Here is a 22,553-nt window from a genome sequence, read left to right on the forward strand (position 1 = left end):
GCCTGGCAACTACAGCAGCAAGCGCTCTAGGCGTAATAATCCACCAGACCGCGAGCACTGACTGAAGTTGTCCGGACGGACTCAACGCCCCCAGTATGCAACTCGTCATCAGCACCCAACAGTTCGCTGGAGGCTCCACCACGACCACGCCCGCCGTCACCTTCCTGACCTTGCCAGCCGCGACTAAGCGATTGGTCGGAGACATTGACGTCAAGCTGGTTCATACCCTGCTGGGCAAACAGTTCACGCAGGCGATGCATCTGCGAATCCAGCGCCTCACGCACGCCGGCATGGGGGCTGGCAAAGGTCACCTGGCTCTGTTCCTGATTGACGCTGATGCGCACTTCCAGGCGCCCCAGTTCAGCCGGGTCCAGCTGAATTTCGGCAGATTTGAGGTTCTGACTGGACATCACCATGACCCGATCCACCACGGCTTCACTCCAGCCGCCCTGGTGCATGGGTACCGGCTGACCGACCACCAGCGGCGCCCGAGCCGACAACGGCGTTTGCTGGCCAATGGCCTGACTCAGCGCGTTGAGCTTGCTGACGAAGTTATCCGGCGCGTTGTTTGCCGTGCCCTCCTTCAACGCCTCAAGGCCCTTGCCCGTCAGCGCCTCCAGTTGCAATTCGGGCAACTCGAGGGCATCGCCCTCTACCGGCACCTCATCCTGCACAACCTGACTGGCCAGCAGACTCTGGCTGACGCTTTGCGCCTGCGCCGCAGGCGTTACCACTTGATCAGCCTGTAACTTGTCCTTCGCTCCCATTTCCAGGGCCATGCGTACGGCCGGCAACTGGTTGAGCGCGTCTAATTCGGCATCAAAACTGGCGTCGGTCATGCTCGCCGGACCGGAGCTGATCAAACTGGTCGTGGCCACAGGCAGCATGTCGCTGGTCGTTGTCAGTTCTTCGCTGTCTTCGGCTGGCAACTCACCGGTAATGCCTAGCAGCAACAGCGGATCAAGCACGGCGCCCTCGACTACCGGATCGCTCGGCAAAGGCTTGCCGCTATCGGCAACCTCGCTCTGTCCGACAGCGGCAACTGTCTGCGTGTCCTCGTCTTTCTTTTCCGCTGGTTTGCTTTCGCGCGCCGGCTTGGCAGCCGCATCGCTACGCTCGGAAGCCTTGGCCTGGCGCGCCTTGGCATACTCCTGAGAGAAGCTGGAAGCCTCATTCCTGCTGGGCTCTGCGGGTTTGGCCGGCGCTTTTGCTGCAGCAGCCCGAGTCTTAACTTCTGGGGCCGATTTAAGCAGCAGATCGGGGGCAACGGACATGGATACTCTCCGCTTTGGGTTGGTCGTACGGAGAGTTTTGCAAGGGGCGGGCCAAGTTTTTGGCCACAGAGCAGGCGGCGGGAAAATGCAGCAAAGACCGGCTTAGCGCAGCAAGACTAGTGCCGATAACGTTGGCGCTCGGACTTGAGCAGAATGCGTACGATGGCGAACTCACGCTCGATCTGTTCAACCAGATCAGGCGCCAGCTCGAGCTGTTCACGACGTCCGGCCTCTTCCAGCTGTTTGCACAACCCGGCCAGCATCAGCGCGCCCATGTTGCTGCAACTGCCCTTGAAACTGTGCGCGGCCAACCGCAGGTTCTGCGCATCGCCAGCCTGCTCAGCTTGGCGCAGCACCAGCAGGCGCTCTTCGGAGTCAGCCAGAAAAGTATCCAGCAGCACCGGGTATTCGTCTTCCATGACATCCTGCAACGCAGCCAATACGGCACTATCAAGGTGAATATCGGACAACGGCTCGCTCCCCTCGCGTATTGCTCCGGATTATGCCCCAGGCAACCAGGAAAACTCCACGCGCACCCCCGGTTCGCCGTCGCCCCAGCTGCAACGCTCACTCAATTGCCTGACCAGGGCCAGCCCGCGACCACTCAGGCTGTGGCTGTTGCAGGGCTCAGCCAGCACATGCTGCGCATCGAACCCTGAACCGCTGTCCTCCACACGGATAATCAAACGCCCACCGGCGCCTTCCGGTAGCAATTGCAGGTGAAAACGCACAAAACCGTCGGTCAACGCGGCCAGACGCACGCCGCGCTGACGGTAATACTCGGCGAACCCTTCGGCATCGGCCTTTAGCGCCGAGTCCAGGCCCAGCACACCGTGCTCCAGAGCATTGGAATAGAGTTCGGCCAGCACACTGAACAGCGCACCACCTTGTGGACGCAGACCTTGTACTTCCAACAGCAACTGCAGCAGAAACGGCAATGGGTTGAAGTGACGAAGGGTTTCCCCGCGAAACTCGAAACTGGCGGACCAGTCCAGCGAATGACTCTGGCCATTATCGGCAAAGGCCAGTGCCGGCCGGCTCAGTTGACCATCGGCGACCAGACTGACTTCCAGCAGGCTGACATCATCCTGCTGCTCCCCACTGAAACGCAGTAACGCCTGCTGAATCTCGGCAAACAACGCCTGCGGTTCACGGTTGGCGGCAAACACCTCAAGCAGCCGCCCTTCACCAAACAGCTCGCCCTGCTTGTTACAGGCTTCCAGCACGCCATCGGAGAGCAGGATTACCCGATCCCCGGGCGCCAGTGGGTAGACCTCATACTTATCGTTGAAGGCGCCGGGCTCCAGAACGCCCAGGGGCAGGTGCCGCGATACCAGCGGCAAGCGCTGGCCGTTGGCGTGGAGCAGGTAACCGTCAGGCAGACCACCGTTCCACACCTCGACCACCTGACGCTGAAAGCTGATATTCAGCACGCTGGCGCAGCAGAACACTCCGCGCGGCAGGATGCGCTTGAGCTTGGCATTGATCTCGCGCAGTACCTCGGCCAGGGAATAGCCCTTGGCGGTCATGCCATAAAACACTTCAGCCAGCGGCATCGCACCAATCGCAGCGGGCAGACCATGCCCGGTGAAATCACCGAGCAGCACATGCATGCCACCAGAAGGTTTAAAAGCCGCCAGCAGCAGGTCGCCATTGAAGACCGCATAGGGCGATTGCAGGTAGCGGATATTCGGTGCATCCAGGCAGCCGGAATGCGCCACCTTGTCGAACACGGCTTTGGCTACACGCTGTTCATTGAGCAGGTGCTCGTTGTGCCGGGAGATCAGGTCGCGCTGCTGCAACACGGTTTCCTGCAGGCGCCGCAGGCGATCCATGGCCTTGATCTTGGCTTCGAGAATGACCCGGTTATAGGGTTTGGCGAGAAAGTCGTCGCCACCGGCCTCCAGGCACCGCACCAGGGCTTCGCCTTCGGTCAGCGAGGTGAGGAAGATGATCGGCACCAGTTCTTCGCCGGCCGCCTGCTTGATCCGCCGCGCGGCCTCAAAACCGTCCATGACCGGCATCAGGGCATCCATCAGCACCAGCTGCGGGCGCTCCTGCTCAAACAGCGCCACGGCCTCCAGGCCATTACTGGCCGTCAGCACGCGATGCCCCTGACGGCTGACGATGGTCGACAGCAACATGCGGTCAGCCGCGTTGTCCTCGGCAATCAGGATGGACAAGCGCTCGGACATGACACGCGCTCCGTGTCAGGCGATCTTGAACAGCTGCTCGAAATTCGAGATGGCGAGAATCTTGCGCACATCCGGGTTGCAGTTGAGCAGGCGAATCTGCGCACTGTCACCACCGGCGTGGTCACGCAGCAGCAACAGCATGCCGAGCGCCGAACTGTCCAGGTAGGTGGTGTCTTTGAGGTCTACGACGTAGCGTTGCGGGGTGCTGTTGACGCGCTCGTAGGCATTGCGAAATTCCTGATGAGCACCGAAATCAAAGCGTCCCTGAATCAGAATGGTCAGCTCTTGCCCATCGGATGAGGGCAGCGAGGTGATGGCCATGAATTACTCCTATCAACGAAAAGACCGGGCCGCACGCTCGGGTGGGCCAGACTGCAGGTTATGCATGATCAAGATGTAGCATCGCTAAGCGCAGGCGGCAACTGTTTAGGGTGAGCTGATGTTGCCATTCATGCGCCGCCGCTGACGGCAAACCGGCCTAGTATTGCGAATCGCGCGCAGCCAAGCGTTGCGACAGCTCATCCAGCAACTTCTGCTCGCGCTTGTCTTCGGCCATGCGGGCTTCGTCCTGATAGCGCTTGACCAGCTTGCGCAGCCCCTCCAGACGGGCATAACGCTGCTGCCAGACATCCCGCACCTTTTGCATATTGGCACGATGCCAGTCCACGCTATTGCGCTGCTGACCAATAGCCGTTTCCAGTTGCGAAAGAAAGCGCTGGTAGTTCATCAGCCACTGCCCGGAAACGCCGCGCTGGCCCTCGCTGATCCACTGCTGCTGATAATCGCCGCGATAGCGCTCCAGATCGCCCAGCTGCACTTCAGCCTGACGCAACAGGCCTTGGGCGTGGCCGAGCTGCAAGGCAGCTTCGCGCTCGGCGCGCTCGGCCATGTCCACCACCGGGGCCAGCCGTGCGGCGCGGCTTTGCGCCATGACTTAGGTACCGGCTACTGCAGGATTGAAAGTGGCCGCCAGCTGAGTACGGCTGCTTTCCAGGCTCTCGTTATCTTGCAGGCTCTGACGCAGGTACTTGACCATGGCGGGCTGGCGGGCGATGGCCAAATCAGTGTCAGCATCGCCACCGGCAACGTAGGCGCCAACACTGATCAGATCGCGGCTCTGCTGGTAACGCGACCACAGCTGCTTGAAGCGCTGCGACAGGCGCAGGTGCTCTTCGCTGACCACCTGCGGCATCACCCGGCTGATTGAGGCTTCGATGTCAATGGCTGGGTAGTGCCCTTCTTCCGCCAGGCGGCGGGACAGCACGATATGCCCGTCGAGCACGCCACGGGCGGCATCGGCAATCGGATCCTGCTGATCATCGCCTTCGCTGAGTACGGTATAGAACGCGGTAATCGAACCACCGCCCTCTTCGGCATTGCCGGCACGCTCCACCAGCTTCGGCAGGCGGGCAAACACTGACGGCGGATAGCCCTTGGTGGCGGGTGGTTCACCGATGGCCAGGGCAATTTCGCGCTGGGCCTGAGCGAAACGGGTCAGCGAGTCCATCAACAGCAGCACGTTCTTGCCCTTGTCGCGAAAATACTCGGCAATCCGCGTGCAATACATCGCCGCACGCAAACGCATCAACGGCGCATCGTCGGCTGGCGACGCTACCACCACCGAGCGTTTAAGGCCCTCGTGGCCAAGGATCTCATCGATAAACTCCTTAACTTCACGGCCCCGCTCACCAATCAGCCCGACCACGATGATGTCGGCCTCGGTAAAGCGCGTCATCATGCCCAACAACACCGATTTACCTACGCCGGTGCCGGCAAACAGGCCGAGGCGCTGACCACGACCAACGGTGAGCAGGCCGTTGATCGAACGAATGCCCACATCCAGTGGCTCGCTGATTGGGTGACGGTTGAGCGGGTTGATGGTCGGACCATCCATCGGCACCCAGTCCTCGGCCTTCATACCACCTTTAGCGTCGAGGGCGCGGCCGGTGCCATCAAGCACTCGGCCAAGCATCGACATGCCCATCGGCAATCGCCCGGTATCCGGCAGTGGCACCACGCGGGCGCCTGGGGCGATACCGGCCAGGCTGCCGACCGGCATCAGAAAGATCTTGCCATTGGCAAAGCCCATGACCTCGGCTTCAACCTGCACGGGATGGTAGCTATCGTCGTTGATCACCAGACAACGGCTGCCCAGGGCTGCACGCAGCCCCTCGGCCTCCAGCGTAAGCCCCACCATGCGCAGCAGGCGCCCTTCCACCAGGGGTTGAGTGGGCAACTGCACAGCATCGGCATAACCGCCCAAACGCTTGGCGAAACTCACCCGATCAAGGCGCATCGACGCTCGCCTGCTTGTCTATCGGCGCGGTATCCAGGTCGATATGCAGATCCGCTTCATGCGGATGCGCGGCCTGTTCACGCTGCTGCTCGAACAGTTGCTTGAGGGCCTGGTTCAGGCGAGTTTCCACGGTGGCATCAATGCGGCTGAGTTCACTTTCTACCCGACAACCGCCAGGCAGTAGCGAAGCATCTTCGAGAATGCGCCAGTTTTCTTCATGGCGTTCGCGCAAGGCCTTGATCATCTCGAAGTCTTGCGGGTTAACGTGAATGCGGATGTTACTGGTGCCCATGGGCAGCAATTTGAGGGCTTCGCTCAATACCTGACGGATCTGGCTGGAGTCGCTGACCAGCTCGCGCTGAATCACCTGGCGCACCATCTGCCCGAGCAGCGTCACCATCGCCTCTTCCAGTTGCTGATCCTGCGCAGCGATGGGCTCGAACAGCTGCGCCATCAGTTGCTCAAGGCCGGCCATTTTCGCCGCCAGGGCCATGTCGGACTCCTGCTTGGCTTTCAGCTGACCGGCGTGGAAGCCGTCTTTCTCGCCCGTGGCAAAACCTTCGTTGTAGGCATCCTGGCGAATGGCTTCCAGCTCATCCAGCGTCAAGGGTTTGACGTCTTCCAGTGCTACTTCTTCGCTTTCGGCCGGCACCTGCTCGCTGGCCTCGACCACCGACTCGGCCGCCTGCTCCTCTTCACTGGGCTCAGGCGTTTCCACTTCCGGGTCAAAGCTGGGTAGCGCCCATAGGTCAACGCTCTTGAGATCCTTGGCGCGAATCAGCTCGCTGGGCGGCTCTTTGCTGGACATTGTTTAGACCATTTCCTCGCCACCCTTGCCGCCCAGGACAATCTCCCCGGCTTCGGCCATACGGCGGGCAATGGTAAGGATTTCCTTCTGCGCGGTTTCCACGTCGCTGACACGTACCGGGCCTTTGGCTTCAAGGTCGTCACGCAGCAGCTCGGCAGCGCGCTTGGACATGTTCTTGAAGACTTTTTCCTTGATCGCCTCGTCCGCGCCCTTGAGCGCCAGCACCAGCACATCCGAGGAGACTTCGCGCAGCAGCGCCTGAATGCCACGGTCGTCGACATCGGCCAGGTTGTCGAAGACGAACATCAGGTCTTCGATCTGACTGGAGAGGTCTTCGTCGACTTCGCGGATCGAATCCATCAATTGACCCTCAACCGAGCTGTCGAGGAAGTTCATGATGTCCGCCGCACGCTTCACCCCACCCAGCGCAGCACGGGATGTGTTGGCACTGCCAGAGAACTGCCGCTCAAGAATATCGTTGAGTTCTTTCAGCGCTGCAGGCTGCACGGTTTCCAGCGAGGACACCCGCAAGACGATATCCAGACGCACCTTATGATCGAAGTGGCCCAGCACTTCACCGGCCTGGTCAGGGTCAAGATAGGCCACCACGATGGCCTGAATCTGCGGGTGTTCGTAGCGGATCACATCGGCGACGGCACGCGGTTCCATCCATTTCAGACTGTCCAGACCGCTGGTGCTGCCGCCCAGCAGAATACGGTCGATCAAACTACCGGCCTTGTCTTCGCCAAGGGCCTGGGTGAGCATCTTGCGGATATAACCGTCGGCACCCACACCCAGACTGGTCTGATCACCGACGATGTCGACAAATTCGCCCATCACCTGTTCGACCTGCTCGCGCTGGATATTGCGCATACCTGCCATAGCTACGCCGACGCGCTGCACCTCCTTTGGCCCCAGGTGACGCAGCACCTGAGCGGCATCGGTTTCGCCTAGCGACAGCAGCAGTATCGCGGCCTTGTCGACCTTGCTCAGTTTAGCGGCAGTTCGATTATCACTCATCGGCGTTAATCCACTCTTTGACAACCTGGGCTACGCGGCCCGGGTCTTCGGCAACCAGGCTCTTGATCGCGTTCAGTTGTGCATCATACCCCTCACTCGGGCTGGGCAGGAGGATGCTTTGTGGGCCGCCCAGGCTGACCCGGTCCTCGGCCAACTCGCCACCCAGCGCGCCCATTTCGCCCAGTTCGACGTCGCCATCGCGACCATCGCCCTGCGCCTTGCCGCCATTGGTGATGTTGTTGAGCACAGGGCGCAGCACGCCGAACACCAGAATCAGGATAAACAGCACCCCAAGCACTTGCTTGACGATGTCCCAGAACCACGGCTGGGTGTAGAACGGAATATCGATCAGCTCTTCGCCCAACTGGTCAGAGAATGGCGTATTGATCACGCTGACGCTGTCCCCGCGGCTGGCATCGAAGCCCACCGAGTCCTGCACCAAACGCGTAAACCTGGCCAGATCGTCGCTGCTCCACGGCACCCGTGTGGTTTCGCCCGTGGCTGCATCGACCTTGACCTGGTCATCCACCACCACGGCCACCGACAGGCGACGCAGGCGGCCCTGCTGCTGTTTGGTGTAGCTAATCGAACGATCCAACTCGAAGTTGCGCGTGGATTGCTCGCGCTTGTCCGCCGGGTATGGCGCCAGCATCGGCAGGCCGGTGGCCGGGTCGATGATCTGCTCACCATTGGCATCGAGCAGTGGCTGCCCGGCCGCAATCGGCCCCGGCACCGCAGGTGCAGCTGCGCCAGCCTGTTGTGGCGCTGCGCCGGCAGCCGGAGGCTGGTTGCTCAACGCTCCCGGAACACCCTGCGGCGGCTGGCTGCTGGTCCGCTGCTCGTTGACCGACTGCTCACTGCGCAGCGCCGGTTGATCGGGGTTGAACATTTCCGAGGTGGATTCCACCGCGCTGAAATCCACATCCGCCGACACCTCGGCCTTGTAGCGACCCGAGCCGAGCACCGGCTGCAGAATGTTATGCACGCGCTGGGTAAACAGGCTTTCCATGCGGCGGCTGTAGTCGAATTGCTTGCCGGCCATGGTCAGCTCGGACATTTCCTGAATATCCGAGAGCAGGTTGCCCTTCTGGTCGACCACGGTGACCTGCGACTTGTCCATTTCCGGCACGCTGCTGGCGACCAGATTGACGATGGCCATCACCTGGCTGGGCTCCAGGCCACGGCCGGAATACAGCTCAACCAGCACCGAGGCGCTGGGCTTACGCTCGTCGCGCACGAATACCGAACTCTTCGGAATGGCCAGGTGTACCCGGGCGGCCTTGACGTTGTTCAGGCTGGAAACCGTACGGGCCAGCTCGCCTTCCAGACCACGGCGATAGCGGGTGGCCTCCATAAACTGGCTGGTACCCAGCCCCTGTTCCTTATCGAGGATTTCAAAACCGACGCTATTGTCCTTCGGCGCAACGCCAGCTGCCGCCAGACGCATACGCGCGCGGGCCAGGTCGTCGGATTTGACCAGCAAGGCGCCGGAATTCGGCTCCACGGTGTATTTGATATCAGCGGCAGACAGCGTCTCCATTACCTGGGACGCGTCCATGCCATCGAGGCTGCCGTACAGCGGGCGGTAATCCGGCTGCTGCGACCACAGCACCACGGCAAAACCGATCGCCACACTGGCCGCCAGGCCAACCAGCAGACCGATCTGCCGCAACATCGACATATCGGAGAGGTTTTCCAGAAAGGTCAGGCCGAACAACGGTTTTTTCGGTTCATCGCCACCGGTGGTGGCAGGTACGTTTGCAGCGACGGCTTCAGCCATGATTCAGCCCTACCCTTAAACCGGCATCTGCATAATGTCTTGATAAGCCTGAACCAGCTTGTTGCGCACCTGGGTCATGGCTTGAAAGGAAACGCTGGCTTTCTGCGAAGCGATCATCACGTCCGTCAAATCTACGCCACTGGTGCCCATTTCAAAGGCTGTGGCCAGCTTATTGGAGGCTTGCTGGGTTTCGCTGACCTTGCCCACCGCCTGCCCGAGCATCTCGGAAAAGCTCGGCGCGCCGGGTTCAGGCGTGCTGGCGACAGGCTTCTGACGCGCCATGGCGTCGGCCTGCATGGAACGCATTTCCAGCATCAAGCGATTGAATTCAACACCCTGGCTCATCACTACCTCCACTGGCCGCGGTTTTTTGACGCTTCGCGGCGTTTGCAGAGGTATTGCAACAAGGGTGCCAGATTTTCGGAGTGTTCTTCAGCGCCTACTGGCGTGCTTGGGAGCGAATATACAGGACCTCAACTTTCTCCCGCGCCCAGGGCGTCTTGCGCAGAAAGGTCAGGCTGGACTTGATACTCGGGTCGCTCTTGAAACAGCGAATATCGATACGCTGCGCCAGGCCATCCCAGCCATAGCGTGCCACCAGAGCATTGAGAATGGCTTCAAGGGTTACGCCGTGCAGCGGATTGTTCGGTGATTGGGTCATGCAGAACCTGTCTGAGGAGCAATTCGAGTGGCAATAGCCGCCACCTTAGCCAAGCGCGCCACGGAGGCAAAGCGCAAAAGGATCGCGGGGCTTTTTACGGTGCCATAAAAAAGCCGGCCCAACACCTAAGGTGTGGGCCGGCGAAGCACTATCGGGTCACACGCACACAACCGCGGAAAGCTCCGCGAGGCAACTGAGCGACCAGTCAATTGCCCTGTATCAGCGGTACTCAGACCGACTGGTATTCTTTCTCAGCTTCGTCGAAACGCTTGATCATGCTGGCGGACGGACCATTGCCGACCTTGCTGAAGACCAGGATGGCGACAGTGGCGAAGATAAAGCCCGGGATGATTTCATACAGGCCCAGGTGACCCAGGAAGTTCTTCCACAGGATCACGGTCAGGGCACCGACCAGCATGCCCGCCATTGCGCCGTTACGCGTCATCTGCTTCCAGACCAGGGACAGGATCACCACCGGACCGAAGGCAGCACCAAAGCCTGCCCAGGCGTAGGACACCAGACCCAGTACACGGTTTTCCGGATTGGCGGCCAGCATGATGGCGACGACCGCGATCAGCAGCACCATGCCACGACCGACCCAGACCAGCTCAGTCTGCGAGGCACCCTTGCGCAGGAAGGCCTTGTAGAAGTCTTCGGTCAGGGCACTGGAGCACACCAGCAACTGGCAGCTCAGGGTACTCATCACCGCAGCCAGAATGGCGGACAGCAGAATGCCGGCAATCCACGGGTTGAACAGCAGTTTGGCCAGCTCGATAAATACGCGTTCCGGGTTCTCGGTTACCGGGCCAGCAAGGTCCGGGTTGGCAGAGAAGTACGCGATACCGAAGAAGCCCACAGCCACTGCACCGCCCAGGGTCAGGATCATCCAGGTCATGGAGATACGACGGGCTGCCGGGATCGACTTCACCGAGTCAGCCGCCATGAAGCGCGCCAGGATGTGCGGCTGGCCGAAGTAGCCCAGGCCCCAGGCCATCAGCGAGATCACACCAACAAAGGTGGCACCCTTGAGCATGTCGAAGCTGGTGGCATCTTTCAGTTCGATCGCTGCGAAGGTCGCATCGGCACCGCCAGTGGCAATCAGCACCACAATCGGGGTAAGGATCAAGGCGAAGATCATCAGCGTGGCCTGCACTGTGTCAGTCCAGCTCACCGCCAGGAAGCCACCGATAAAGGTGTAGGCGATGGTCGCGGCAGCACCGGCCCACAGGGCAGTCTCATAGGACATGCCGAAGGTGCTCTCAAACAGACGAGCGCCGGCCACAACGCCCGAAGCGCAGTAGATGGTGAAGAACACCAGAATCACCAGCGCCGAGAAGATGCGCAGCACGCGGCTGCTGTCTTCGAAACGGTGAGTGAAGTAATCCGGCAGGGTCAGCGCGTTGCCGTTGTGCTCGGTCTGCACACGCAGACGACCAGCCACAAACAACCAGTTGAGGTAGGCACCAACGATCAGACCAATGGCAATCCAGCCTTCGGACAGACCCGACAGGTACACGGCGCCAGGCAGACCCATCAGCAGCCAACCACTCATGTCTGAGGCACCGGCCGACAGCGCGGTGACGAAACTGCCCAGGCTGCGGCCGCCCAGAATGTAGTCGGAAAGGTTCTTGGTGCGCATGTAGGCGAACAGGCCGATCAGCACCATGAGCGCGATGTACACCACGAAGGTGACAAGCATCGGAGTATTTGCAGTCATTGGGGGGCTCCCCTCTTGATTGTTGTTATTTCGGCAACAGGGGGTAGCCCCATTGCCCACGTGGCAATCCACACCCGCGGTAACGGGCGTCTGTAGCGGCAAATCGGTTCAGGCAACTGACAGCGGCAACTGCAAACCCCATGCAGCGCACACCACCGCCCAACCGCTTGCCTCTGTCGAGGCAACTGAAGCCCCAATACAACAACGGGCGCATGCCATATGAGACAGTCGCCCGTAAAAATCCATTTAGGCACCGGCCAGCGATATTCATACCGCTAGCTGACGTCACCAACTCCACCACAGACACGCCGAAACGGGTCAAGCACACCCCGTTAAAGCCCTTGAATAAACACTGTCTGTATATAGGTGTAGCCCAACTGCACCAGCCTGCAGTGACATCCGCCCGGCAGAAAACTGTGCATGGCATAAGCAAGGAACGGAATTTAGTGGCAGAGGCATGGGCGCTTCTTACAAAAAACTCTGGAGTTTTTACGAAAACCTCCAGGCCCGGGAACTTCCCACAAACGATTGTTTTATGCCGATGTCGCGAAAGCTGGCAGCGCCACCCATCGCCTGCACTGATAACCATCACATGGCGACCTAGACTGCATGCAGGGCAGCCAGGAGGTGTGTGTTGCTGAGCGAAGCATCCGATTACTCAATCTACCGGCGTGTCGTCTCGCAGTTGATGCAGGGCGAAGAGCAATTGCCCAGCCTGCCGACCATCACCCTGGATATCCGCCGTGCCCTGGGTGACCCGAATATCTCGTTAAATGCCCTGGTGCGTTTGATCAGCCGCGACCCGGCCCTCAGTGCCCTGCTGATGAAACATGCCTCCAGCGCGCTGTATCGCCACACCTTGGCGCCCAAGACGCTGCACGAAGTAGTCGGCCTGCTCGGCATGCTGGAAGTCGATCGAATCACCATGGTGCACAGCATCAAAAGCCTGTTTACCCTGCACAGCCCGGGGCACAAGCGGCTATTTGTCGAGGCCTGGGAGCGCCTGGTGATCAAGGCCAGCACCTGCGCCATGCTGGCCCGTCTGCTGGGCCATGTAACGGCAGAACACGCGCTGCTGGCCAGCCTGCTCAGCGAAGTGGGCACCCTCGCCGTGCTCTCGGCGTTCAGAAATGAAAGCGTTACGCCCTCCAGCGAGCTGTATTACAAGCTGTGCCGCGAATACAGCAAATCACTCGGCATCATCGTGCTGAAGAAATGGTCGATACATAACGAATATATCGAGATCATTCGCGACACCGGCAACTGGCAACGCAGCCCCGGACATAGCCTGCAATTGCTCGACCTGGTCAACCTGGCGCTCTATCACGCCATCAAGGAACGCACCCCTGATGCCGAGCTGCCGCCCCTGCAAGAGCTGGCTGCCTATCAAAAACTGATGCCGCCGCAGGACTTTATTGGGGAGAACGGCGAACTCAGCCTGGTGATCAGCCACCATGATGAAATCCAGGCGATTGCGCGGACGTTACGTTGATCTGCTAGCGATCAATCACCTGCGCGCGCATCGGTGCCAGACGCGCCAGCAAACGGTTCTGCGCAGGTATGGCAACGCCCTGAGTGGTCATTGCATCCTGCAGGTTTTCCACCAGCGCATTGAAATCGCTGGGGGTGAGGTTCTGGCCTTTGTGGCTTTCTTCCATGCTGTCGCCGGTGTAGGTGCAGGGGCCGCCGGCTTCGACGCAGATCTGCTCCACCAACTTGTCGCGCAGACGCTCAATGTCGATGTTCTCGAAGTGACGAACAATGCGTGCATCACCGGCAATATTCAGCAGCATCCCTTCGACGATACGGGTAATGCCGGCCTGTTCCCCCAGATCACGGTACAGGCTGTCGTCTTTGGCCGGCTGCTGAGCGCAGGCCGTCAGGGTGAGCACAACGACTAGCAGCAGACTGCGCATACTCAGAAACTCCCCTGTACGGACAGGTAAACACCGTCCTGGTTATCCAGCGTGGCGATTTCTCCAAGCCGCGCATAAGCCAGCACCACCGCCAGGTGCTTGTTGGGGAAATAACCGAGGAACAGATCCGCCCAGTCACTTTCCCCAGCAAAACTAAGGTTGTCCGGCTTTTCACGGTATTCCACGCCCAGCGCCCAACGCGGGTTGAACAGCACGGCGACGGAGCCCTCTTTGAGCACGGAATGACGGTCACGACGATCGCCACCAAAGCCCAGCAAGCCCAGTTCATTGGCCCGGCTATAGCGAATGCCACCATTGAGCAGCAGGTTGTAGCCAAAAGCGCCACCCAGGATCAGCCGGCTGGCGGTGATATAGCCCTCGGTGTCTTCACTGCGCTGCGCCCCCACCAGACTGGGGATCAGAAAATCCTTCTGCCGTTTGTGCTGGAGGCCCAGCGACACTTGCGGCAGCTGGTCATAAATCAGGTCCCCGAACAGGCGCACCTTGAGGCCGAAGATGTCCTGGCTCAGGCTGTTCTCCGGCAGGTTCAGGCCGCGCGCCAGGTTGCCCAGATCAAACCGCTGGCGGGCATAGGACAGCTCGACGCGGTTATCAAAGGCAACGCCAACGCCGGCCACATCCAGGCGGTAGTCACCGGTTTCCACCCGCGTGGCAAACACATCCGCGCCCCACTCACCGCGCTCGCCATAGCCTGACAGCACCGCCCAGGGCGTAATGCCACCACCGGCAGCACCCTCAATACTGCTGGCCCCACCGGTGGCCAGCAGTCGACCATCAGCCCAGGCCAGCTGGCTCAGCAGGCCGAGAAACAGCACAACACAAGAAAACCGTTTATTCATGCTCAATGCACCAGGCTTGAGGTGGCGTGCGCGTGTTGCGCCATCCAGGTTTCAAAGGCTTTGGCCGCCAGGGGCCGACTGATCAGGTAACCCTGGGCGATGTCGCACTGCCAGCGCCCGAGCAGTTGCAGGCTGCGCTCGAACTCGACCCCTTCGGCCACTACCTTGAGCCCCAGACTATGGCTCATTTCGATGGTCGAGCGAACGATCACCGCGTCTTCGCAGGCATCGTCGAGATCACGAATAAACGACTGGTCGATTTTCAGCTCCTGCACCGGCATGCGCTTGAGCTGCGCCAGGGACGAATAGCCCGTGCCAAAGTCATCCACCGACAGGCTGACACCACACTCGCGCAGCCCATGCAGCACTTGCAGAGCCACCTCGGGATTGAGCATCACCCCGCTTTCGGTGATTTCAAAAATCAGCTGTTGCGCAGACACCTGGTAAGTGTCCAGCAACTGGCGGACGCGAGCCGGCAACTGCGGGTCAAGCAGATCCTCAGTCGAGATATTCAACGACACCTGCACACGCAACCCGCGGCCAGCCCACTCACGCAACTGACGGATGACCTCTTCGATCACCCAGGCAGTCAGCAACTGGATACTGCCGGTACGTTCGGCCAGCGGGATGAATTCGCCGGGCGAGACCATCCCCAGCGCCGGATGCTGCCAACGCAGCAGGGCCTCAGCTTGCCGCACCAGGCCGGCGGCGATATCCAGTTTCGGTTGATAGTGCAGCAGCAGTTCGCCCTTGCTGGCGGCATGGCGCAGGTCACGGATCAGGCGGATCTGTCGTTGCTGGGCATCATCACGGCCACGCTGATACACCTGCAGATGGCTGGCCAGCCCGGCGGCATCCTGCATGGCAATCGCCGCGCGGCGCAGCAGGTCCTCTGGGGCGTTGCCATCGACCGGATAACTGGCTATGCCGATACGGCAATCCAGGGTGACATCATGACTGCCAACGCGCAGGGGCTTGAGCAATAACTGCTGCACCTTGTCGGCGATGCCCACCGCGCTGTCGCTATCGGTGTTTTCCAGCAACAGCAGAAACTCGTCGCCGATGATCCGCGCCACGCTGTCACCGGGGCGCAGAGTCGCCTGCAGACGCCGGCTCATCTGCTGCAGGGCTAAGTCGCCACCCTCCGGCCCGAGGCTCTCATTGACCGCACGAAAGTTGCCAATCCCCAGGTAGAGCAGCGCCGTGCTGCGCTGGGCTGTTATCGCACTGCCCAGCCGCTCCAGGGCCAGGGTACGGTTGGGTAAACCGGTCAGGGGATCATGCAAGGCATTGTGCGCCAGCTGCCGCTCACGCTCGGCAATTCCCTGCTGCATGGCCTTGAACGCCGTGGCCAACTGCCCCAGCTCATCGCTGCGCTGCAGGTCCAATTCCGCCTCGTAGTCACCCTGACGTACCCGTTCGGCAACCCCGGCCAACTGCTGTACAGGCTGGGAAACCGTGCGTGCGAGCAGCAGCGCACCAGCCAGCGAGGCCGTCAGGGCCGCCAGCGCAATCAACAGAATCTTCTGATCCAGCGGGGCAAAGGCCAGCTGCGCCTGGCTGAGGGATTTATGCAGCAATACTCGCACCTCGAAGCCATCCCCCACGGCCAGCACCAGGTTCTGGTTGAGGTACTGCTCGCTGCCCAGCACACGAATGGCATCACCACTCATCCCACCCACGGCAACCCGCAGCTGCTCGCGCTCGGCCGGCATCAGGGTGCTGATCCAGATATCCGCGCCCCCCTCCTGAGTCGCCAGCAGCGTCAGGTCCAGATGGGTCAACTCACGCAGTTCGGCCGCAAATGCAGTGTCCACCTGAAAGCCCATCATCACCCGGGCAATCGGCAATGGCGCGGTCACGGTGGCCTGTACCAGCAGATAGATTTTGTCGGCAATCGGCATCAGGAATATCTGCACGCCTTCGCGCTGACGCTGCACCACCTGGGCACTCAGGCGTTTGGCAGTCTGCTCACTGACCTCCTGATCGGTACTGACTTCCAGCCGACCATCCAGGCTCAACATCATCACCACACTGGCATTGATCCGTGCACCATGATTGGCCAGCGCCGAGCGAATGGTTTCTGCGTCGCCACTGGCCACTGCATCCTTGAAACCAAAATCCGCTGCCAGCACCTGCACCGCATCGTGCAACTGGTTGCCGCGCATCTCCAGCAAGCGCTGAAACACCAGGCTGCCGACTTCCAGCTGTTCATCGGCCTGACTGCGTACCGCTGCATTGGTGGCCGCCTGCACGGCCACATACAGCGCCCCAACCACGACCAGAAGCAGCAGCACCAGTACGCCGGCAATACGCGCCTGAAAACTACTGCGCAGCATCACGAGCTTTCTTGAAGGCCTCACCAAAGGCGCTGGTTGGCGCCTTGGGTGCTGGCGGATTGGCGGGAGCCTGCATGGCCAGGGTGAAACGTTGCTGGCTGCCTGCCGCACTCACCTGCACCTCCCCCGCGGCCTGCGGCAACATGTCGGGCGCCTGCGGGTGCCAGAGGCTGATGCTGTAGTTGCCAGCAGGCAGCTGATCAATATTCAACCGCCCTTGCTCATCACTGACGGCAAACCAGGGATCATCCGTGACATAGACATAGCCCACCATCCAGTCATGGATATTGCAGCCGAGCACCACCACACCCGGTTTGTCGAAGATCACCGGTTCACTCGGCGTACCCTGATACAGGCGCAGCTCGAAGCGCTTGGCCAGCGAAAAGGAATAGACGTGATGGCGAATATTGTCGCTGTTGGGGAACGACACGGCCGTACCGGTGCGCACCGCCAGCACATTCGGGGCGAACTGCTGTGAGCGCTGGTCCATGGTGGCCTGGCCTGCAGCTGCGGGCGTGACCGTCGCACCGCGCAGAGTAAGCACGGCATTGGCCAATGGCTGCCCCTGACTGTCCACCAGCTCAGCCGAGAGGCCGGCTGCCTGCAACGACAGCGCATACAGCAACCCGCCCAACAACAGCGGCCATCGCAATAATAGATGCTTGCTCATCAAGACTACTCGCACGCTAAGGGCACACTTGAATATGAACAGCATCCTTGCCCTTGCACAGCTTTATCTGTGTGCAACACAGCTTAGCCGGCCCTCCGCAGAAGAGCACGCTTCTCCAGCGATCTGAGTCATGCAAGGGTATGTAGAGGGTCAGCGCAGCAACCTAGTTGGCACCGCGCAAGCGCTTGGGCGTCAACCCGAGGTAGCGCCGCATTGCCGTGGTCAACGCGCTCTGGCTGGAAAAGCCACATTCCTCGGCTATCCGGATCAGCGGCAAGCCACTTTCGCGCAGCAACCGCGCCGCGCGATCAAGCCGGGTTTTCAGCAGATACTGGTGCGGCGTGAGGCCGACAGCGTCTTTGAACTGGGCATGGAAATGACTGGGGCTCAGGCAAGCCACCTGAGCCAGTTCAGCCACGCTGATGCGCCGCGCCAGGTGCTCGACGATATAACTGTCGAGCCGCTCCAGATTCAGCGGCCCCAACGTCCGTGCCTGCGGCTCGCCAAACAGACGCAGGTGCAACGCCCGCAGCAGCACCCCGCCCAGCGCCCGCGCCAGCAACGGATCGGAGCCATAGCGCTCGAGTTCGGCACCGGCATAGCTCAGCAGGTTCTGAAAGTCAGCATCCAGCTGCGGGTAGCGCGGCGTCTCGAACAGCCCCGTCAGCAACTGCAGGTCTTCACTGGAGATGCCCTGCTCGTCCAGATCGATGATCAGCATGCGGTTGTCACCGATACCGGCAAACTGGTGATCAGCATCCCCCGGCACCAGACAGGCGCGCATGCGGCACACTTCACCACCGCGGCCATTCACTTCGAATTCGGCACGCCCGGCCAGCGACAGCACCAATTGATGATGATCGTGGGTGTGTTCGTGGGCCTGGTCATCAAGACGCATCAAACGCGCGTTGAACATGAAAAGTGCAACCCTGAAAAACAGAGGTGCAACTTTAACCCTTTGCCCGGTAAAACTGCAGCCCGCACGACAAATGGGCAGCAGTCGCACCAAGAACTCACCACACCCTTAAAAACGCCCAATTACGGGGCGCAGAGTTGCTCGCTGGCACATGCGAAACACCTGAAACCGGGCCTTTAACATTGCCTGGCAAGGGATTTGCTCGAGCACAGTACCGTTTGGTTTAAGGGAAAACCGCTATGGTCCTCAGCATTGCTCTCGCCCTGGCATTGGCGCTGTTACTCACCGGCCATTTTCTTAGCCAACTCGCCGACAAGCGCCACCAGCAGCATCTCAACGAGCTGCAGGCTGCGTTGCTGCAACGCAGCATCGACTTGCTGCAGAGCCTGCAGAAACACCGTGGACTGGGCGCTCAACAGGACCTCCCCAGCACCAGCCAGCGCAATGCCCTGGCCCGCCAGCTCGACCAGCTCTGGCTGAACTGGCCTGGCCCCAGCCTGGGGCTTGCACCACTGCAGCAGGACTGGCCACGCCTGCGGCGCAACCCGGCGGACTTTGCCGCGCACTGCCAGGTTATCGATGGCTTGCTGGCGGTGATCGCAACACTCGAAGCCCGCCTGTACCAGGCTGGCAACCAACACCTAGAGGGCATCGCCCAGGCCTGCCATGGCCTGGAAAACCTTGCCCGCCTGCGCGGTCTGAGCGTGCGGGCGGCCAACTACAGTCAATGCCCGCCAAACCTGAAGCAGCAGATTCAGCAGCTCTGCCAGGAGCTGGAACAATCGCCCGTCGGCACGTCTTTACAACAGGTACTGCAGCGCCTGGAGCACGAACTGATCGACAGCCGCGAAATACGCCTGGCACCGCACGAATGCTTTGCCCTGCTCACACCGCTGATCGACGAGTATGCCCAGCACTTGCGCGCGCCACTGCGGGCGACGTTCGCTGCACAGGCTCCCGCGCAGCAGCCCTAACAGCTATGCTGGCAGCCTCGACATTCGCCAGGAGCTCACCATGCTTGCCCTCCGCCTGACAGTGGTATTCAGCCTTGCACTGCTCGCTGCCTGCGCGCAAACGCCCAGCAGCGTGACCCTGGAGCAGAAACAGCAAAGCAAATGCCCGCTGTCGCTGCAGGTCGGCCAGCAATTCAACCTGCGCCTGCCAAGCAACCCCACCACCGGTTTCCGCTGGCTGCTGCGCGACTCCGCACCACAAGTGCTGAAAAGCCTCGGCCCAGAGGTCTACAGCAACCCGGAAGACGCCGGCCTGGTCGGCAGTGCCGGGGTTTCCACCTGGCGTTTCGAGGTCGCGCAGGCCGGCGAAGGCCAATTGATCCTGACCTACGAACGCCCCTGGGAAGTCGGTGTAGTTCCGGCACAGCGCTTCAACTGCACAATCAAAGCTCGCTAGCAGGCCGTTGAAAAACCTAGGCGAGGCAGCCAGAGCCTGTTTTTAACGCAGCGATGGCAACGTAGGTAGCTTTTCAACAGCCTGCTACTGGCGCGAAATGCTGACCTAAGTGGCATCCACGGCGTGGTCAGTTAATCGGCGACGCGCCATAGTGCTGGCTTTTCGAGCATCAAGGACAAGGCCATGCGTTATCTGCTGCTGGGTTTGCTGGGCGCTGCCGTATTTCTCTATGCCCGTCTCAGCGGCCTGAATGAACTGGGCCTGCTCAGCAAGGGCATCCCGGTCATCGCCCTGTTGCTGTGGCTGCGAACAGCCCCCAATGGCGTGTACCGACGCTGGATCAGCCTCGGCCTGCTCGCCTCACTGGCGGGCGACATTCTGCTCGACTGGCCGGGCGATCTGTTTGTTTTCGGCCTCGGCGCCTTCCTTCTCGCCCACCTGGCTTACCTGCGCGCCTACCTGAGCGACTGCAAGCAACCGGCCTGGTTGGCCCTGCTGCTGGCCCTGGTCACGGGCGGGACGATGTTCGCTATCCTCGCCAGCGCCAAGCTGGGTCCACTGCTGATCCCCGTAGCCTGTTACGCCTTGGCCATCAGCGCCATGCTCTGGCGCGCCCTCGCCCGCCTTGGTCAACCTGGGCTGCCCAGCACCTCAACACGCCTGGCCGCCGCAGGTGCCGCGCTGTTTGTGCTGTCCGATAGCCTGATCGGTATCAACCGCTTTGTCGTGCCCTTCGAGGCGGCCCCCCTGGCGATCATGCTCAGCTACTGGCTGGGGCAATGGGCGATTGCGGCGTCGGCCTTCAAACAGCTCCGCTAAGCCATCGCCACGCAGATTTGCGACCAATAACGGCAATCAAGGTTTGGCTATACCGCGCACTTGGCTAAAATGCCCGGCTTTATTGACCAGTGCGCAGCCATCGTGAGCAAACAGCCCGACCGTCTTTTCGCCCAACCCCTGGCCCAGGTGCCGGACTTCGTGTTCAACGAAGATGTGGTGCGGGTTTTCCCCGACATGATCAAACGCTCGGTGCCGGGTTACCCGACCATTGTCGAGAACATCGGCGTACTGGCCGGTCAGTTCGCCCAGCCACATAGCGTGCTGTATGACCTCGGCAGCTCCCTGGGCGCGGTGACCCAGGCGCTGCGTCGGCATGTGCAGATCGACGATTGCCGGGTGATTGCCGTGGACAACTCCAGCGCCATGGTTGAGCGCTGCCGCGAATACCTGCACGCGCAGGACTCGATGTTTCAGGAGCTGCTGCCCGTAGAGGTGATTGAGGCCGACATTCTCAGCCTCGAGTTTCAGCCTACTTCGCTGGTGGCGCTGAACTTCACCCTGCAATTTATCCGCCCCGAACAGCGTCTAGACCTGCTCACGCGGATTCGTCAGGCCCTGCTGCCCGGCGGCGCGCTGATCCTCTCGGAAAAACTGCAATTCGAAGATGCCGAACAGCACGCCCTGCTCGGCGATCTGCATATCGCCTTCAAGCGGGCCAATGGCTACAGCGAGCTGGAAATCGCCCAGAAACGCAGTGCCATCGAGAAAGTCATGCTCCCAGACAGCCTGGAGCAGCACCGCGAACGCTTACTGGCTGCGGGCTTCAGCCAGGTCGTGCCGTGGTTCCAGTGCCTTAATTTCGCCTCGATGATTGCCCTGCCATGATCAGCCGCCTCGACCTCGACGCCCTGCAAGCCACCCTTGCCGGCACCCCACTGCAAGACTGGGCAGCCGACCTGCCTGGGCAGATCGACGCCAAACTGGCCATCGGCCATGGCGACCTGCCGCGCTGGTATGGCGCGGTACAGGCCCTGCCGGAGCTGAACGTCGAACAGCTGGAACTGCTGCACAGCTTCAGCTTCGACGGTGCCTGCGATGAATCAACCCGTAGCGCGCTGAAAACCGCCCTACAGGGCCTGATCCCCTGGCGCAAAGGACCATTTCACCTGTTTGGCGTGCATGTCGACACCGAATGGCGCTCGGACTGGAAGTGGCACCGCGTCGCCCCCTACCTCGACCTCAAAGGCAAGCGTGTACTGGATGTCGGCTGCGGTAACGGTTACTACATGTGGCGCATGCTCGGCGCCGGCGCGGACAGCGTGATCGGCATCGACCCCAACTGGCTGTTTCTCTGCCAGTTCCTGGCGATGAAGAACTACCTGCCCGACCTGCCCGCCTGGCACCTGCCGCTGGCATTCGAGGAACTGCCGAGCAAGCTGCAAGGCTTCGACACGGTGTTTTCCATGGGTGTGCTGTATCACCGTCGCTCGCCCATCGATCACTTGATCGACCTCAAGGATTGCCTGGTCAAGGATGGCGAACTGGTGCTGGAAACCCTGGTGGTGGAGGGCGACGCGCAGCAGGTGCTGGTACCCGAAGACCGCTATGCGCAGATGCGTAACGTCTGGTTCCTGCCCTCGGTGCCGGCACTGGAACTGTGGCTGCGCCGCGCTGGATTTGTTGATGTGCGCTGTGTGGATGTCAGCACCACGTCGGTCGACGAACAACGCTCGACCGAGTGGATGCGCTTTCAGTCGCTACCGGAATTCCTCGATCCTGCCGACCATAGCCGAACCGTGGAAGGCCTGCCGGCGCCGAGCCGCGCGGTGCTGATCGCCCGCAAACCGTAGGTTGGGTTGAGGAGCAAAGCGAGGAAGCCCAACAGAGCATCAACGCCCTCTGAACCTAGCT

23 protein-coding genes are annotated in these 22,553 nt (G+C 60.8%); 6 read left to right on the forward strand and 17 right to left on the reverse strand.

The window, feature by feature from the left end; all coding sequences use genetic code 11:
• Positions 1-26 precede the first annotated feature (26 nt).
• The 12 genes from ACOCLD_RS15835 to putP form a co-directional block, all read right to left on the reverse strand.
• On the reverse strand, positions 27-1,274 hold the full coding sequence (locus ACOCLD_RS15835; protein WP_422909842.1) for a flagellar hook-length control protein FliK: 1,248 nt from the start codon (positions 1,272-1,274) through the stop codon (positions 27-29).
• 116 nt (positions 1,275-1,390) lie between these two features.
• A complete protein-coding gene (locus ACOCLD_RS15840; protein WP_257778664.1) occupies positions 1,391-1,744 on the reverse strand; it encodes an Hpt domain-containing protein in 354 nt (117 codons plus the stop codon).
• 30 nt (positions 1,745-1,774) lie between these two features.
• Entirely contained in the window at positions 1,775-3,469 is a 1,695-nt protein-coding gene (locus ACOCLD_RS15845; protein WP_422909843.1) for an ATP-binding SpoIIE family protein phosphatase, read from the reverse strand.
• Between the two features lie 15 nt (positions 3,470-3,484).
• Positions 3,485-3,790, reverse strand: a complete 306-nt coding sequence (locus ACOCLD_RS15850; RefSeq protein WP_090252075.1) for an STAS domain-containing protein — start codon at positions 3,788-3,790, stop codon at positions 3,485-3,487.
• Positions 3,791-3,947: 157 nt separating this feature from the next.
• Positions 3,948-4,400: a flagellar export protein FliJ gene (gene fliJ, locus ACOCLD_RS15855; RefSeq protein WP_422909844.1), complete on the reverse strand. Its 453-nt coding sequence runs from the start codon at positions 4,398-4,400 to the stop codon at positions 3,948-3,950.
• 3 nt (positions 4,401-4,403) lie between these two features.
• Positions 4,404-5,765: a flagellar protein export ATPase FliI gene (gene fliI / locus ACOCLD_RS15860; RefSeq protein ID WP_422909845.1), complete on the reverse strand. Its 1,362-nt coding sequence runs from the start codon at positions 5,763-5,765 to the stop codon at positions 4,404-4,406.
• Positions 5,755-6,573, reverse strand: a complete 819-nt coding sequence (gene fliH, locus ACOCLD_RS15865) for a flagellar assembly protein FliH (RefSeq protein ID WP_422909846.1) — start codon at positions 6,571-6,573, stop codon at positions 5,755-5,757. The genes fliI and fliH overlap by 11 nt, the downstream gene beginning before the upstream one ends.
• Before the next feature lie 3 nt (positions 6,574-6,576).
• A complete protein-coding gene (gene fliG, locus ACOCLD_RS15870) occupies positions 6,577-7,593 on the reverse strand; it encodes a flagellar motor switch protein FliG (protein ID WP_257778668.1) in 1,017 nt (338 codons plus the stop codon).
• A complete protein-coding gene (fliF, locus tag ACOCLD_RS15875) occupies positions 7,586-9,373 on the reverse strand; it encodes a flagellar basal-body MS-ring/collar protein FliF (RefSeq protein ID WP_392541544.1) in 1,788 nt (595 codons plus the stop codon). The genes fliG and fliF overlap by 8 nt, the downstream gene beginning before the upstream one ends.
• A gap of 15 nt (positions 9,374-9,388) precedes the next feature.
• Complete coding sequence (gene fliE, locus ACOCLD_RS15880) at positions 9,389-9,718, reverse strand: flagellar hook-basal body complex protein FliE (protein ID WP_392541545.1); 330 nt, start codon at positions 9,716-9,718, stop codon at positions 9,389-9,391.
• Positions 9,719-9,812: 94 nt separating this feature from the next.
• Positions 9,813-10,034 carry a VF530 family DNA-binding protein gene (locus tag ACOCLD_RS15885; RefSeq protein ID WP_422909847.1) on the reverse strand — a complete coding sequence of 74 codons (222 nt, stop codon included), beginning with the start codon at positions 10,032-10,034 and terminating at the stop codon, positions 9,813-9,815.
• A 229-nt stretch (positions 10,035-10,263) separates the two neighbouring features.
• The gene (gene putP, locus ACOCLD_RS15890) at positions 10,264-11,751 is read right to left on the reverse strand and encodes a sodium/proline symporter PutP (protein WP_422909848.1); all 1,488 of its coding nucleotides are present in this window, start codon (positions 11,749-11,751) and stop codon (positions 10,264-10,266) included.
• A gap of 631 nt (positions 11,752-12,382) precedes the next feature.
• Between putP and ACOCLD_RS15895 the strand changes: the two genes are divergently transcribed.
• Positions 12,383-13,243 carry an HDOD domain-containing protein gene (locus ACOCLD_RS15895; protein WP_422909849.1) on the forward strand — a complete coding sequence of 287 codons (861 nt, stop codon included), beginning with the start codon at positions 12,383-12,385 and terminating at the stop codon, positions 13,241-13,243.
• 4 nt (positions 13,244-13,247) lie between these two features.
• On the opposite strand, the gene ACOCLD_RS15900 is transcribed toward ACOCLD_RS15895, so the two are convergent.
• The 5 genes from ACOCLD_RS15900 to ACOCLD_RS15920 form a co-directional block, all read right to left on the reverse strand.
• The gene (locus tag ACOCLD_RS15900) at positions 13,248-13,667 is read right to left on the reverse strand and encodes a group I truncated hemoglobin (RefSeq protein WP_422909850.1); all 420 of its coding nucleotides are present in this window, start codon (positions 13,665-13,667) and stop codon (positions 13,248-13,250) included.
• A gap of 2 nt (positions 13,668-13,669) precedes the next feature.
• Positions 13,670-14,527: a DUF3034 family protein gene (locus ACOCLD_RS15905; RefSeq protein ID WP_422909851.1), complete on the reverse strand. Its 858-nt coding sequence runs from the start codon at positions 14,525-14,527 to the stop codon at positions 13,670-13,672.
• 2 nt (positions 14,528-14,529) lie between these two features.
• Entirely contained in the window at positions 14,530-16,866 is a 2,337-nt protein-coding gene (locus tag ACOCLD_RS15910; RefSeq protein ID WP_422909852.1) for a putative bifunctional diguanylate cyclase/phosphodiesterase, read from the reverse strand.
• Positions 16,853-17,536, reverse strand: a complete 684-nt coding sequence (locus ACOCLD_RS15915) for a methylamine utilization protein (RefSeq protein ID WP_422909853.1) — start codon at positions 17,534-17,536, stop codon at positions 16,853-16,855. The genes ACOCLD_RS15910 and ACOCLD_RS15915 overlap by 14 nt, the downstream gene beginning before the upstream one ends.
• 163 nt (positions 17,537-17,699) lie before the next feature.
• Positions 17,700-18,452, reverse strand: coding sequence for a helix-turn-helix transcriptional regulator (locus tag ACOCLD_RS15920; protein ID WP_392541550.1), 753 nt, complete (start codon positions 18,450-18,452; stop codon positions 17,700-17,702).
• A 239-nt stretch (positions 18,453-18,691) separates the two neighbouring features.
• On the opposite strand from ACOCLD_RS15920, the gene ACOCLD_RS15925 reads away from it, so the two are divergent.
• The 5 genes from ACOCLD_RS15925 to cmoB all read left to right on the forward strand — a co-directional run bounded on the left by ACOCLD_RS15925 (position 18,692) and on the right by cmoB (position 22,492).
• Entirely contained in the window at positions 18,692-19,426 is a 735-nt protein-coding gene (locus ACOCLD_RS15925) for a hypothetical protein (RefSeq protein WP_422909854.1), read from the forward strand.
• Between the two features lie 40 nt (positions 19,427-19,466).
• Positions 19,467-19,862 (forward strand): protease inhibitor I42 family protein, encoded by a 396-nt coding sequence (locus ACOCLD_RS15930; protein WP_233686188.1) that lies wholly within the window; start codon positions 19,467-19,469, stop codon positions 19,860-19,862.
• Between the two features lie 183 nt (positions 19,863-20,045).
• Positions 20,046-20,681, forward strand: a complete 636-nt coding sequence (locus ACOCLD_RS15935; RefSeq protein ID WP_422909855.1) for a lysoplasmalogenase — start codon at positions 20,046-20,048, stop codon at positions 20,679-20,681.
• Positions 20,682-20,750: 69 nt separating this feature from the next.
• Positions 20,751-21,527 carry a carboxy-S-adenosyl-L-methionine synthase CmoA gene (gene cmoA / locus ACOCLD_RS15940; RefSeq protein WP_233686190.1) on the forward strand — a complete coding sequence of 259 codons (777 nt, stop codon included), beginning with the start codon at positions 20,751-20,753 and terminating at the stop codon, positions 21,525-21,527.
• On the forward strand, positions 21,524-22,492 hold the full coding sequence (gene cmoB / locus ACOCLD_RS15945) for a tRNA 5-methoxyuridine(34)/uridine 5-oxyacetic acid(34) synthase CmoB (RefSeq protein ID WP_422909856.1): 969 nt from the start codon (positions 21,524-21,526) through the stop codon (positions 22,490-22,492). Before cmoA ends, cmoB begins: the two co-directional genes overlap by 4 nt.
• Positions 22,493-22,553: the final 61 nt, after the last annotated feature.

The organism is Pseudomonas cimarronensis, assembly GCF_049331905.1.
Lineage (GTDB): Bacteria > Pseudomonadota > Gammaproteobacteria > Pseudomonadales > Pseudomonadaceae > Aquipseudomonas.

Excerpts from the sequence above, each read along its gene's own strand:
- ACOCLD_RS15835 (WP_422909842.1), bottom strand. The coding sequence starts at position 1,274 with ATGTCCGTTGCCCCCGATCTGCTGCTTAAATCGGCCCCAGAAGTTAAG.
- ACOCLD_RS15845 (WP_422909843.1), bottom strand. The coding sequence starts at position 3,469 with ATGTCCGAGCGCTTGTCCATCCTGATTGCCGAGGACAACGCGGCTGAC.
- ACOCLD_RS15850 (WP_090252075.1), bottom strand. The coding sequence starts at position 3,790 with ATGGCCATCACCTCGCTGCCCTCATCCGATGGGCAAGAGCTGACCATT.
- fliJ (WP_422909844.1), bottom strand. The coding sequence starts at position 4,400 with ATGGCGCAAAGCCGCGCCGCACGGCTGGCCCCGGTGGTGGACATGGCC.
- fliI (WP_422909845.1), bottom strand. The coding sequence starts at position 5,765 with ATGCGCCTTGATCGGGTGAGTTTCGCCAAGCGTTTGGGCGGTTATGCC.
- fliH (WP_422909846.1), bottom strand. The coding sequence starts at position 6,573 with ATGTCCAGCAAAGAGCCGCCCAGCGAGCTGATTCGCGCCAAGGATCTC.
- fliG (WP_257778668.1), bottom strand. The coding sequence starts at position 7,593 with ATGAGTGATAATCGAACTGCCGCTAAACTGAGCAAGGTCGACAAGGCC.
- fliF (WP_392541544.1), bottom strand. The coding sequence starts at position 9,373 with ATGGCTGAAGCCGTCGCTGCAAACGTACCTGCCACCACCGGTGGCGAT.
- fliE (WP_392541545.1), bottom strand. The coding sequence starts at position 9,718 with ATGAGCCAGGGTGTTGAATTCAATCGCTTGATGCTGGAAATGCGTTCC.
- ACOCLD_RS15885 (WP_422909847.1), bottom strand. The coding sequence starts at position 10,034 with ATGACCCAATCACCGAACAATCCGCTGCACGGCGTAACCCTTGAAGCC.
- putP (WP_422909848.1), bottom strand. The coding sequence starts at position 11,751 with ATGACTGCAAATACTCCGATGCTTGTCACCTTCGTGGTGTACATCGCG.
- ACOCLD_RS15900 (WP_422909850.1), bottom strand. The coding sequence starts at position 13,667 with ATGCGCAGTCTGCTGCTAGTCGTTGTGCTCACCCTGACGGCCTGCGCT.
- ACOCLD_RS15905 (WP_422909851.1), bottom strand. The coding sequence starts at position 14,527 with ATGAATAAACGGTTTTCTTGTGTTGTGCTGTTTCTCGGCCTGCTGAGC.
- ACOCLD_RS15910 (WP_422909852.1), bottom strand. The coding sequence starts at position 16,866 with ATGCTGCGCAGTAGTTTTCAGGCGCGTATTGCCGGCGTACTGGTGCTG.
- ACOCLD_RS15915 (WP_422909853.1), bottom strand. The coding sequence starts at position 17,536 with ATGAGCAAGCATCTATTATTGCGATGGCCGCTGTTGTTGGGCGGGTTG.
- ACOCLD_RS15920 (WP_392541550.1), bottom strand. The coding sequence starts at position 18,452 with ATGTTCAACGCGCGTTTGATGCGTCTTGATGACCAGGCCCACGAACAC.
- ACOCLD_RS15925 (WP_422909854.1), top strand. The coding sequence starts at position 18,692 with ATGGTCCTCAGCATTGCTCTCGCCCTGGCATTGGCGCTGTTACTCACC.
- ACOCLD_RS15930 (WP_233686188.1), top strand. The coding sequence starts at position 19,467 with ATGCTTGCCCTCCGCCTGACAGTGGTATTCAGCCTTGCACTGCTCGCT.
- ACOCLD_RS15935 (WP_422909855.1), top strand. The coding sequence starts at position 20,046 with ATGCGTTATCTGCTGCTGGGTTTGCTGGGCGCTGCCGTATTTCTCTAT.
- cmoA (WP_233686190.1), top strand. The coding sequence starts at position 20,751 with ATGCCCGGCTTTATTGACCAGTGCGCAGCCATCGTGAGCAAACAGCCC.
- cmoB (WP_422909856.1), top strand. The coding sequence starts at position 21,524 with ATGATCAGCCGCCTCGACCTCGACGCCCTGCAAGCCACCCTTGCCGGC.